Source organism: Pontibacter litorisediminis, from assembly GCF_029360645.1.
Classification (GTDB): Bacteria; Bacteroidota; Bacteroidia; order Cytophagales; family Hymenobacteraceae; genus Pontibacter; species Pontibacter litorisediminis.
Genome location: NZ_JARDUA010000004.1, coordinates 369,797 through 382,017 on the forward strand (window position 1 = coordinate 369,797; position 12,221 = coordinate 382,017).

Sequence of the window (12,221 nt, forward strand, 5' to 3'; positions counted from 1 at the left end):
CTTCTTATTATATAAAGTATAAACGTCTGAGCCAAGGCCGAAAGTATAGCCATACTTGCTGTAACAGCCCGTGCAGCGTCGTTCCTAAAGGAGCTGTGCTGCAGGTTATCTACAAAAATACAATAATCATCGGATAGTTAAGCATATAGCCTGGCGGAGGCCTGCTATTGAACTATACAAAAATCTAAATGGTTTCAGGCCAAGTATACTTTGCGGCTTTACACTGCTTTGGCGCTTTTACCCGTAAAAAGGAGTATCTTTGCAAACTTCTGACACACATGGAGAATAACCCGGAAAAGGAGCAGAAGCCTGAGCAGCGCAGGCAGGAAAGTATAAAGCCTTACGTGAAATACTCGGGCATGGCATTCCAGATGATCGGGGCGCTGGTACTGGCGGCTTTTGCCGGGCGCTGGCTGGATGCACAGGTGGGGAACGATAAGCCCTGGTTTACCATTGCACTGCTGCTGCTGGCTGTTATCGCTACCATGATCCTGACCATACTATCTATCAACAAAAAATAAACCTTGTGAAGTTTGTTCGAAACCTGGCCGTGCTGACGGCTATACTTTGTGTGATAACAGGCGCGCTGCTGCAATTTACCGGTTACACACTGCTGCACAGCTATATCTGGTACATGCTTGTCTTCTTTGTCTTCATCACCGGGTTTACCTACTACCTCACCCAACTTGGGCACAAAAACGACCCTGAGAATTTCCAGGTGTACTATTTTGCCTCCATGGGGTTCAGGGTTGTGCTGAGTATCGGGGTGGTGGCCCTGTACGTCTGGTTCTTTAAGGATGGGCGTTTGCAGTTCGTCTTCAACTTCTTTGCGTTATATTTCCTCTTTACCGGGTTTGAAATTTACAGTTTGTTGGCTAACTTGCGCCCGCATTTGAGAGGGCAGAATTAACGGTAGGTTCTGTCTGTAAAATCTTGCTTCTAAATCATTCTTAATGAAGAGGTTATTCGTTCTATTGTTTTCCTTCCTTACGCTGACTGCTTTTGCTGAAGCGCCTGTGGAAGGCGGAGAGTTCCAGCCAGGGGATATGATCACGCACCACATCGCGGATGATTATACCTGGCATTTTGCTGACGGTGCGGTGGTGTACCTGCCCGTTATACTGGTAGACAATGGTGAGTTTAAGGTATTCTCTTCTCACAATTTCTACAACGAGAACCACGAGACGGTGCCATACAACGGCTATGCCCTGAATCATGGCCACATCGTGAAAGTGGATGAGGCGGGTGAGCCATTGGAGAGCCATGCAGGCCTGTATGATTTTTCTATCACTAAGAACGTGGCCTCTATGTTTGTTAGTGTGGCCCTGCTGCTGGGTATTTTCTTTGTTATCGCAGGCCGCTACAAGAACAACCCGAAAGCCGCTCCGCGTGGCATCCAGTCCTTCTTTGAGCCAATCATCATCTTTATCCGCGACGAGATTGCCAAGGCGAACATCGGTCCGAAGTATGAGCGCTACATGCCGTACCTGCTCACCGTGTTCTTCTTTATCTGGTTTAACAACCTGCTGGGCCTGATGCCGGGCGGCGCCAACCTGACCGGTAACATTGCGGTAACGCTGGTGCTGGCCCTGATTACCCTGCTCATTACCGTGTTCAGCGGCAACAAGAGCTACTGGAAGCACATCTTCGCGACGCCTGGCGTACCAACCTGGCTTGCCCCGATCATGATCCCGGTGGAGTTGATCGGTATCCTGACGAAGCCTTTCTCCCTGATGGTCCGACTTTTTGCGAACATCACGGCGGGCCACATCATCATTCTGTCGCTGTTTAGCTTGATCTTTATTTTCCAGAGCATCGCGGTTGGGCCGCTGAGTGTGGCCTTTGCCACGTTCATGAACTTCCTGGAGCTGTTTGTGGCCCTGCTGCAGGCCTATATCTTCACGCTGCTGTCGGCCATGTACTTTGGCGGCGCGGTAGAGGAGCATGACCACGCGGAGGACCATCATTAATCTGAATTTTATTTTTTAACTATATATTTCTATAACTATGTTGTTAGCAATTCTGCTTCAAGCTGTTTCTGAAGGCGCTGGTCTTGGTATCATGGGTGCCGGTATCGGTGCAGGTCTGGTTGCCCTTGGCGCTGGTCTTGGTATCGGTCGTATCGGTGGTTCCGCTATGGAGTCTATTGCTCGTCAGCCAGAGGCTGGTGGCAAAATCCAAACTGCCATGATTATCTCTTCTGCACTTATCGAGGGTGTAACCCTGTTCGGTGTAGTAGTGTGTCTTCTGATCGCTATTGCTTAATTACTTTTAGAGTAACAAGCTAACATTACCTGATCTCACGTCTGGGCGCATGGCCCAGACGATGAGATCAAAGTCATAGTTCCGATATAGTTAAATGGCAGCCAAAGCGGCTGTTGCAAAAGAACCTAATATTCAACCTACATAAACAATGGAATTAGTAACCCCTGGTATTGGTCTACTTTTCTGGCAGACGGTAACGTTCCTGATCGTTCTGTTCCTGCTTGGTAAGTTTGCTTGGAAGCCGATCATGAACGCGCTGAACGAGCGTGAGGCTTCTATCGAGAACGCCCTGAGCGCCGCAGAGAAAGCAAAGCTGGAGATGCAGGCGCTGAAAGCCGATAACGAGAAGCTGCTGGCTGAGGCCCGCCTGGAGCGCGACAAAATTCTGAAAGAGGCAACGGATGCTGCCAATGGCATTGTGGAAACTGCCAAGCTGAAGGCCAACGAGGAGGGTGCCCGCATGATTGAGCAGGCCCGTGAGTCGATTGAGAATGAGAAGCGTGCCGCGATCACGGAGGTGAAGAACATGGCTGCCTCTCTGTCGCTGGAAATTGCCGAGCAGATCCTGCGAAAAGAGCTGAGCGACAAGAACGCGCAGCAGGCACTGGCGCAGGATTATATCCGAGAAGTAACGCTTAACTAATAAAGTATAAACGCGGGCTGCCCAGGCAGTGCCGCTGCAACATAAACAACTATGTCAGATATTAGAGTTGCTTCCAGATATGCGAAGTCGCTGATTGAACTGGCTGAGGAGAAGAAGGTGCTGGAGCAGGTAAATGCAGATATGCAGCTGTTCTCGCAGGTCGTTTCCCAAAACCGTGATTTCAAGCTGCTGCTGCAGAACCCCATTGTGAAGTCAGACAAAAAGCTGGCGATCATCAACAAGGTTTTCAAAGGCAAGGTGCAGGAGCTGACGCTGGCTTTCTTTAACCTGATCGCCCGCAAAAACCGTGAGGCTGTGCTGAACGCCGTGGCAACCTCTTTCCAGGAGCAGTACCGCATCAAGCAGGGGATACAAAGCGCAGAAGTTGTTTCTGCGGTGCCGCTTACGCCTGCCTTGCGCGACGAGCTGGGCCAGAAACTGGTGGCCCAGACTGGCAAGCGCATCGAGCTGGTGGAGCGCGTGGACCCATCGCTCATCGGCGGTTTTGTACTGACAGTAGGAGATAAACAAATCGATAGCTCGGTGAGGAACAGTCTTCGCAAGCTTAGAAATCAATTTAAAGACAACCCATACATTAATAAACTATAATCATGGCAGAAGTAAGACCTGACGAAGTATCAGCCATATTAAGAGAACAGCTATCTAACTTCCGTACCGAGGCGGAACTGGAAGAAGTAGGTACTGTGCTGCAAGTGGGTGACGGTGTCGCTCGCATCTATGGCCTTTCCAAGGCTCAGTCTGGTGAGCTTTTAGAGTTCGAGAACGGCCTGCAGGCACTCGTTCTGAACCTGGAAGAGGACAACGTAGGTGCCGTATTGCTCGGTGACTACAGCGAGATCAAAGAGGGCGCCACTGTAAGAAGAACAAACCGAATTGCCTCTATCAAAGTAGGCGACGGCATTGTTGGCCGTGTTGTAAATACACTGGGCCAGCCAATCGACGGCAAAGGTCCAATCTCGGGTGAGCTGTATGAGATGCCGCTGGAGCGTAAAGCACCAGGCGTAATCTACCGCCAGCCGGTAAACGAGCCGATGCAGACAGGCATCAAGGCGATCGACTCTATGATTCCAATCGGCCGTGGCCAGCGTGAATTGATCATCGGTGACCGCCAGACAGGAAAGACTGCGGTTGCTATCGATACCATCCTGAACCAGCGTGAATTCTACGACAGAGGCGAGCCTGTTTTCTGTATCTACGTAGCCGTTGGCCAGAAAGCGTCTACAGTAGCTCAGGTGGTGAAGGCCCTGCAAGAGGGTGGCGCCATGGACTACACGGTAGTAGTAGCTGCTTCTGCCGCTGACCCTGCTCCAATGCAGTTCTTCGCGCCATTTACAGGTGCTGCCATCGGTGAGTTCTTCCGTGACACAGGCCGCCCTGCCCTGGTTGTTTATGACGACCTTTCGAAGCAGGCGGTGGCTTACCGTGAGGTATCCCTGCTGCTGCGTCGTCCACCAGGACGTGAGGCTTACCCAGGTGACGTATTCTACCTGCACTCTCGCTTGCTGGAGCGTGCCGCGAAGATCAACGCATCGGATGAGATCGCCCAGAACATGAACGACCTGCCAGAGTCTATCAAGCACCTGGTGAAAGGCGGTGGCTCTCTGACAGCCCTTCCGATCATCGAGACGCAGGCGGGTGACGTATCTGCCTATATCCCGACAAACGTGATCTCGATCACGGACGGTCAGATCTTCCTGGAGACGAACCTGTTCAACGCGGGTGTTCGTCCGGCCATCAACGTAGGTATCTCGGTATCGCGTGTGGGTGGTTCTGCGCAGATCAAGTCGATGAAGAAAGTAGCCGGTACCCTGAAGCTTGACCAGGCGCAGTTCCGCGAGTTGGAGGCTTTCGCTAAGTTCGGCTCTGACCTGGATGCCGCTACCAAGCTGACCATCGAGCGTGGCCGTCGTAACCTGGAGATCCTGAAGCAGGCGCAGTTCTCGCCGGTACCGGTAGAGGAGCAGGTGGCTACTATCTATGCCGCTACAAACGGTCTGCTGGATACAGTTCCGGTATCGGAGGTAAGAAACTTTGAGAAAGACTTCCTGCGCAACATGCGTGCACAGCATGCGGATGCCCTGAATGCTCTGAGAGTTGGTAAGCTGGATGACGAAACCACTGGCGTTATCAAGCAAGTGGCGAAGGAAACCGCTGCAAAGTATAACAAATAGTCTTTAAGTAAAGAGGCTGGGGTTAGGGGCAGGCGCCTTTAACCCTGGCTTTTGCTCATAGCGATAAAATATGGCAAGTTTAAAAGAGGTTAGAAGCCGCATTACATCTGTATCGTCTACGCAGCAGATCACCAAAGCCATGAAAATGGTTTCGGCTGCCAAGCTAAGACGCGCACAGGACAGTATTCTGCGCATGCGCCCTTATGCGCAGCGCCTGAGCGGCATCCTGACGAACCTCTCCTCTATGGCAGAGGGTGCTGTAACAAACCCTTACGCTGAGAAGCGCGAAGCGAATAAGGTGCTGATCATTGCGGTTACCTCTGACCGTGGCCTGGCAGGTGCATTCAACTCTAACATTGTGAAAGCAGTTAATGCGCTCGTAAACGGCCAGTACAGAAGCCAGTTCGAGGCCGGTAACCTGACCATCATGACCATTGGCCGCAAAGGCTTCGATGCCTTCCGCAAGAGAGGCTATAACGTTATTGGCGACTACAGCAACACCTTCACGAACCTGTCCTTCGATACCGTGCGCGTGGCAGCGGAGCGTGCCATGGCGGGCTTTGTGGCCGGTGAGTTTGACAAAGTGGACGTCATTTACAACGAGTTCAAGAACGTTGCGACGCAGATCGTGCGCCAGGAGCAGTTCCTCCCGATTGTGGAGAAGCCGGCTGAGGAAGCGGATGCGGAGATGACGCTGATCGACTACACCTTTGAGCCATCGAAGGAGCAGATCGTGGAAGAGCTGATCCCAAAATCGCTGAAGATCCAGGTGTACAAGGCGGTACTGGAGTCGAATGCTTCGGAGCACGGTGCCCGTATGACGGCCATGGACAAGGCAACAGAAAACGCAGGTGAGCTATTAAAGCAGCTGAAACTGACATACAACAGGACAAGGCAGGCAGCCATCACGAAGGAAATCCTCGAGATTGTTGGTGGTGCAGAGGCTTTGGCTTCAGAATAAGCAAAGCTAAAGATTCAGGAGCAGCGCCCACCCGTACAAGTGGGCGCTGCTTGTTTTATAAGCACCTGTTGTATGGCACCTGGCAGCAGGCGTGTTAACAATTCGTGAAATAAGCGTTGCGACACCAAGAAAGGCGTATTAATGCGCTGCAGTTCTTATATTTGTCGGAAACGAGCTATAGAAGAATGAGATACACACAGTTAATGAGAACATTAGGTTGGGCCAAAGCTACGGTAGCCTCGGTGCTGCTGCTGAGCGCTTGTGCCGGCACCACGCCTAATGCCCCTGCCGCTTCGCCATCTAAGACAACAGCCGTAAGCACTGTAGAAGACCCTATACAGCAGCGTCCGAAGCTGATAGTGGGAATAGTGGTAGACCAAATGCGCTACGACTACCTCTACCGCTACTGGAGCAAGTATGGCAACGATGGCTTTAAAAAGATGCTGTCGCAGGGCTTTAACTTTAAGAATACGCAGTACAGCTATGTGCCAACCTATACAGGTCCGGGCCATGCATCTATTTACACCGGCAGCGTACCGGCATTCAACGGCATCGTTGGCAATAGCTGGTACGACAGAGACCAAAAAAGTGTAGTATACTGTGTAGAGGATAAAAGCGTGCAGACAGTGGGCAGCGACTCTGATGCAGGCCTGATGTCTCCGGCTAACCTGAAGACAACCACTATTACGGATGAGCTGCGGCTGGCCACAAACAAGCAAGCCAAAGTGGTAGGGGTAGCGCTGAAAGACAGGGGCTCCATACTGCCGGCTGGCCATCTGGCAAACGGTGCTTACTGGTTTGACTCGAAGAGCGGCAACTGGATCACGAGCACGTTCTACCACGAGCAGCTGCCACAGTGGGTGCAGGAGTTTAACAGCCAGAAACTGGCTGACAAATACCTGAGCCAGCCATGGGAAACACTGCTGCCGATAGAAGAGTATACCGAGAGCACGGCCGATGATGTACCATGGGAGCACACGCTAAAAGGCGAGGAGCGCCCGGTGTTCCCGCACAACGTGCCAGCCATTAGAGGAAAAGACTTTGAGCTGATCCGCTCTGTGCCTGCCGGTAACACCATTACAAAGGATTTTGCCCTGGCAGCGTTGAGAGGAGAAGAGTTAGGCAAGGATGATGTCACGGACTTCCTGACGGTCAGCTTCTCTACCACAGACTATGTAGGCCATTCATTCGGACCTAACTCCATAGAGGCGCAGGACGTATTTTTGCGCCTGGACCGTGAGATGGCGGAACTGATCAGCACCATTGAAAACGAGGTAGGCAAAGGCGAAGTGCTTTTCTTTCTGACAGCAGACCATGGGGCAGCTCATGTGCCCGCCTTTCTGCAGGAAATGAAGGTGCCGGCAGGCTTAGGCTCTTCTGCTGTGATTCGCGACTCTGTAGAAGCTTACCTGGATGAAACCTATGGGAAAGCAGAGTGGCTGCAGCGCTACATGAACCAGCAGCTCTACCTGAACCGTAAGGCGGTAAATGACAAGAAGCTTAGTCTTAGCGAGGTGCAGCAGCGCGTGGCGGATTACGTGCTGCGCTTCGACGGGGTGATGCGTGCCGTGCCAGCCACTGTCCTGCAAAGCAGCAACTGGGGTATGGGCATGATGGCGCGTGTAGAGAGCGGCTTCCATGCCAAGCGCTCCGGCGATGTGATCGTGCTGCTGGAGCCAGGCTGGTTTGAGGGTTACGGCAAAGAGCCGAAAGGCACCACGCACGGCTCCTACTCGAATTATGACACCCACGTGCCGCTGCTGTGGTATGGCTGGAAAGTGCAGCCAGGCGAAAGCGACGCACAGGCAGAGGTCTCTGACATAGCCGCCACGCTAGCCGCTTGGCTATACATACAGGAGCCGAATGGCAGCGTGGGCAAACCATTACAAGTATACATGAAATAAAACCATAGCGCCTGAAGAAGAACAGATTGACGGCGCGACTAACATTAACGAGGAATATGGAGAATACAGAGGACAAAAACAATCCATGGCATAGCGTAAGCTACGGCGAGATGTCGCCAGAGGTGGTAACGGCTATCATTGAGATTCCGAAAGGATCAAAGGCCAAGTATGAGTTGGATAAGGATAGCGGCATGCTGAAGCTGGACCGTGTGCTTTTCTCATCGGTTAACTACCCAGCCAACTATGGCTTTATCCCACAAACCTACTGCGACGACAAAGACCCGCTCGATATACTGGTGATCTGCTCGATAGACGTGCAGCCGATGTGCCTGATAGACGCGAAAGTGATTGGCGTAATGCAGATGATCGATAACAACGAGGAAGACGACAAAATCATCGCCGTTGCCTATAACGACATGTCGGTGCGCCACATCAATGATATTTCGGAGCTGCCGCCGCACACGCTGCTGGAGATGCGCCGTTTCTTCGAGGACTACAAGAAACTGGAGCACAAAGAGGTGATCGTGGAGCAGTTCCTGGGTCGTGAGCATGCCATGAAGATCATCCAGGATAGCATTGAGCTATACAACACCACCTTCGGGGAGCCGACAAAAAAAGAAAAGGCACTCTAAAAACATTACTTTTCCTGTTAAGCCTGGCGTGGGGTAACCTGTGCCGGGCTTTTCTTTTTGAGAGGCAGCAAGAAGTATAGGGCAAGGCCACATGCTCGTTAACAGCGAAGGCATTTGATTGCGGCTGGATTTGTTGCGTACTTGCAAAGGAAGATGAGTGTGAACAAAGACATCGGAGAAAGAAAGGCGCAGCAGCCATACCGGCTGCTGGAGGGGTTGCTTTACAGCAGCGCCTTCATCTCTTTCTGCGGCTTTGCGCTTACGGTGGAAACGTACCTGCTGGCGGGGCTGCCGGTGTCGGGGCCCATGGCCGTGTTTGTTTTTCTGGCCACCCTGTTTACCTATAACCTCAGCAGTGTGCAAAGCATGCTCCGGCGTCCCAACCAAAGTATAAACAGGCAGGATCCGGTGTGGGGGCAGCGGCACAAGAGGGAACTGGCGGTGCTGGGGCTGCTGAGCATAGCGGCGGCGGCAGGCGTATACTTCTGGTTTGGGCTCCGCATAGACCCATGGTTTCTGCTGCACCTGGCCCTGATCTCGGTGGGGTATACGGTGCCGGTGCTGTACAAGCGGAAGCGGGTAAAGCCGCTGCGCAGTGTGCCGCTGCTCAAGGTATTTTTGATCGCCTATGTATGGGCCGTGGTGACGGCCATGTTCCCGCTGTTGGACGCAGGCCTGGACGCATGGCAGCCGGAGGTGCTGTGGCTGTTTCTGCGCCGCTTCCTGTTCATACTTGCCCTCGCTCTCCTCTTCGATGTCCGCGACTATGCCTACGACCGCGACATGAACACGCTGACCTTTCCGGGGTGGATAGGCGTGCGCAACACCAAGCTACTGTCGCTGGGGCTGCTGCTGCTGTATGTGCTGGTGTTGCTGGCAAGCGGGGAGAGGGGCCTTGTGCTTTGGGCCCTGCTGGCCAGTGCGCTGGGAGCAGCGGTCATCGTATGGCGATCAGCGGAAAACCGGCCACGGGCATACTTTGCCATACTTGCCGACGGGGCCATGCTGCTGCACGCCGGGCTGGTGCTGCTGGCTATGGCAATGGCCGGCTAAGGTGCAGGAAAGCCTTGGGCAGGTGGTCTATCACATCGGAGGCCGTCATGGCTATATCCCCCACACGTTGCAGCGCCAGGTCGGCGGCCAGGCCATGTATAAACACCCCAAGCCGGCAGGCCTCCCCTAGCGTATACTGCTGCCCCACCAGCGCTGTGATGATACCCGTCAGCACATCGCCGGTGCCGCCTGTGGCCAGGCCGGGGTTACCGGTGGTGTTAAAGTATACCTTGCCTTCGGGGGTGCCAACGGCGGTGTGGTTGCCCTTTAGAACCACGTGGCAGCCATACTCCAGGCAGAATTCCCGCAGGTGCTGCAGGCGGTCATAGTCATTCTTCACTTTTCCCACGAGCCGCTCAAACTCCTTGGGGTGCGGCGTAAAAACCACCTGCTTCTTGTACAGTTGCCCTTTTAACTTCTCACTGGATGCAACCAGGTTGATGGCATCGGCATCTAGCACAATAGGGTGAGAAGAAGTACTTAGCAGCTGCCCTATGGCCGTCTTGGTAACACGCTCAGTGCCAATGCCCGGGCCGATTCCCACCACGCTGTACTTCTCCATGCCCTGTGGCAGCTCCGAAAGGTGTTTTCGGTTTTTATCGGTCAGGGTCATGGCCTCGGGCACGGCCGTTTGCAGGATGGGGTAACCCGCCTGCGGCACCTGCACCGTGAGCAGGCCGATGCCGCCGCGGAGGCAGGCGCGGGCAGCCAGCACGGCGGCTCCCATTTTGCCGTAGCCACCACAGAGCAGCAGGGCATGCCCATACGTGCCCTTGTGCGAAAACTTCCTACGGAGCTTTAGCAGCTGTTGCATCTCCTCCTGCTTGGTGCAGTATAAGTCTGACTCCACCTCTGAGATAAACCGCTGGCTGAGCCCGATGGGTACCACCTGCCACTCGCCCACAAAAGGCTCATGCTGCGGCAGCAGGAAAGCCAGCTTGGGAAGCTCAAAGCTGACTGTGTAACTCGCCCTTATGATCGCCCCTTCTTCGGGTGTCTGGCTGTCGGTGTAGAGGCCGGAGGGGATATCGATGGCGGTGATGGTGGCGCCGCTGCCATTCAGCGCATCAATCACCTGGGCATACAAGCCGGTTACGGGGCGGTTCAGGCCGGTACCGAAGAGGGCGTCCACCACAAGCGCATCCTCTTTAAGCGCAGGTATGGGGCCATCCTGTTCCACGTGGATGGGGTGCAGCTCCGGTGGCAGGCGCCTGAGGTTTACGTTAAAGTCATCCGAAGCTTTGGTGATGTCACCCACCACATATGGCTGTACCTTATACCGGCGCTCGTGCAGCAACCGCGCCACTGCCAGGCCGTCGCCGCCGTTGTTGCCCGGGCCGCAGAGGATGTGCACCTCCCTGCCGGGCTGAAACTTATTTTCGAACCAGCCGGTAAAGGCTTTAGCCGCCCGTTCCATCAGATCGGTGGAAGAAATGCCTTCTTCACGGATCGTAAAAGCGTCGGCTTCGCGGGTTTGGGCGGCAGTAAGGATTTTCATGTGAAACAGCTGGGTTAGGTATGCCTACATATACTTTTAAGTGCTGCTTCGGTTGCGGGTGCAGATGACAAGCCTGCTTGGCTGATCCCGAAGCTGCTCACCAGAAAAAGCAGCGGCTGTGGCACAAATTATGCTAAAATGCAGTTTATTAGCTACTGCTCAAACTTAAAAACCTGCTAGGAGAATTGGAACTGAAGAATAAACTGACTGCTTTGCTGCTGGGGCTAACGGTGTTGGCAAACCCCGTGCTGGCGCAAACGCAACAACCGGATGTAAGTACAGGAGCCGTGATGCCTACGCCTGTAGAAGCAGACACAAGCGCGGCCCCGGCTTTCGATTTACGGAACAAGGCAATTATCACGGCGGAGGGTGATACCGTTTACCCGGGTCAAAAACACCCCTTCACAGAGGCGCAGCTGCGGGAGGGGGAGAATAAGCGCTACCTGAAGCGTGCCGTAATTCCGGCCGCTGCCCTCATCGGCCTCGGCATCTATACCATTCAGGACCGGGGTGTATTCAGCAGCTTTGATGCCCGTGATATCCGCAACAAGCATACACCGGACTTTGCCACCAAGGTGGATGACTACGTTTTCTTTGTGCCGCTGGCCTACCTGTATGGCTTCAACGCTTTCTCCTCGCAGAACCGGCACGAGGTGGGGCGGCAGACAAAACTGCTCATCGCCTCCGGTGCGCTAACCTCTGCCCTGGTGTGGCCCACGAAGAAGCTGACAGATATAGACCGGCCGAATGGAGACCCCACCGCTTTTCCGTCGGGCCATACGGCCTACGCCTTTACTATTGCCACTGTGGTGGATAAGGAGTTCCGGCACAAGAGCCCGTGGGTGAGTGTGGGCAGCTACGCCATCGCCACCGGCACCGGCGTGATGCGCATGCTCAACAACGAGCACTGGATGGCTGATGTGCTGGCCGGAGCCGGTGTGGGCATCCTTTCGGTAAACACCGTATACTGGCTGCACGATAAGTTTGCAAAAGACAAAGGGCTGAACACCATGGTGGTGCCGACGGTGCTGCCCAACGGAAGCCCGGGGGTGGGGCTGAGTGTAACCTTTTAA

The 12,221-nt window shown here is 53.8% G+C and carries 13 protein-coding genes; 12 read left to right on the forward strand and 1 reads right to left on the reverse strand.

All coding sequences use genetic code 11. The annotated features are described in order from the left end of the window. The first annotated feature begins 278 nt into the window (after positions 1-278). The 11 genes from PXG97_RS15045 (at position 279) to PXG97_RS15095 (ending at position 9,650) form a co-directional block, all read left to right on the forward strand. Positions 279-521, forward strand: a complete 243-nt coding sequence (locus PXG97_RS15045) for an AtpZ/AtpI family protein (protein WP_276498604.1) — start codon at positions 279-281, stop codon at positions 519-521. A 5-nt stretch (positions 522-526) separates the two neighbouring features. Continuing rightward, positions 527-910 (forward strand): hypothetical protein, encoded by a 384-nt coding sequence (locus PXG97_RS15050; protein ID WP_276498605.1) that lies wholly within the window; start codon positions 527-529, stop codon positions 908-910. A gap of 43 nt (positions 911-953) precedes the next feature. Further along, the gene (gene atpB / locus PXG97_RS15055; protein ID WP_276498606.1) at positions 954-1,970 is read left to right on the forward strand and encodes a F0F1 ATP synthase subunit A; all 1,017 of its coding nucleotides are present in this window, start codon (positions 954-956) and stop codon (positions 1,968-1,970) included. Between the two features lie 37 nt (positions 1,971-2,007). Continuing rightward, positions 2,008-2,265, forward strand: coding sequence for an ATP synthase F0 subunit C (gene atpE, locus PXG97_RS15060; RefSeq protein WP_025608468.1), 258 nt, complete (start codon positions 2,008-2,010; stop codon positions 2,263-2,265). A gap of 148 nt (positions 2,266-2,413) precedes the next feature. Further along, entirely contained in the window at positions 2,414-2,908 is a 495-nt protein-coding gene (locus PXG97_RS15065; protein WP_276498608.1) for a F0F1 ATP synthase subunit B, read from the forward strand. A gap of 51 nt (positions 2,909-2,959) precedes the next feature. Next, a complete protein-coding gene (gene atpH, locus PXG97_RS15070; RefSeq protein WP_276498609.1) occupies positions 2,960-3,517 on the forward strand; it encodes an ATP synthase F1 subunit delta in 558 nt (185 codons plus the stop codon). Positions 3,518-3,519: 2 nt separating this feature from the next. Further along, positions 3,520-5,100 (forward strand): F0F1 ATP synthase subunit alpha, encoded by a 1,581-nt coding sequence (gene atpA, locus PXG97_RS15075; protein ID WP_276498610.1) that lies wholly within the window; start codon positions 3,520-3,522, stop codon positions 5,098-5,100. A 70-nt stretch (positions 5,101-5,170) separates the two neighbouring features. Beyond that, on the forward strand, positions 5,171-6,061 hold the full coding sequence (atpG, locus tag PXG97_RS15080) for an ATP synthase F1 subunit gamma (RefSeq protein WP_276498611.1): 891 nt from the start codon (positions 5,171-5,173) through the stop codon (positions 6,059-6,061). Between the two features lie 203 nt (positions 6,062-6,264). Then, complete coding sequence (gene pafA, locus PXG97_RS15085) at positions 6,265-7,965, forward strand: alkaline phosphatase PafA (RefSeq protein WP_276498612.1); 1,701 nt, start codon at positions 6,265-6,267, stop codon at positions 7,963-7,965. Positions 7,966-8,021: 56 nt separating this feature from the next. Next, entirely contained in the window at positions 8,022-8,597 is a 576-nt protein-coding gene (locus PXG97_RS15090; RefSeq protein WP_276498613.1) for an inorganic diphosphatase, read from the forward strand. 153 nt (positions 8,598-8,750) lie between these two features. Further along, positions 8,751-9,650, forward strand: a complete 900-nt coding sequence (locus tag PXG97_RS15095; protein WP_276498614.1) for a UbiA prenyltransferase family protein — start codon at positions 8,751-8,753, stop codon at positions 9,648-9,650. Here PXG97_RS15095 and PXG97_RS15100 read toward each other — a convergent pair. Next, positions 9,631-11,148, reverse strand: coding sequence for an NAD(P)H-hydrate dehydratase (locus PXG97_RS15100; protein ID WP_276498615.1), 1,518 nt, complete (start codon positions 11,146-11,148; stop codon positions 9,631-9,633). The two genes, PXG97_RS15095 and PXG97_RS15100, sit on opposite strands and share 20 nt — an antisense overlap. A gap of 185 nt (positions 11,149-11,333) precedes the next feature. Here PXG97_RS15100 and PXG97_RS15105 point away from each other — a divergent pair, with 185 nt between their 5' ends. Next, positions 11,334-12,221 carry a phosphatase PAP2 family protein gene (locus tag PXG97_RS15105; protein ID WP_276498616.1) on the forward strand — a complete coding sequence of 296 codons (888 nt, stop codon included), beginning with the start codon at positions 11,334-11,336 and terminating at the stop codon, positions 12,219-12,221.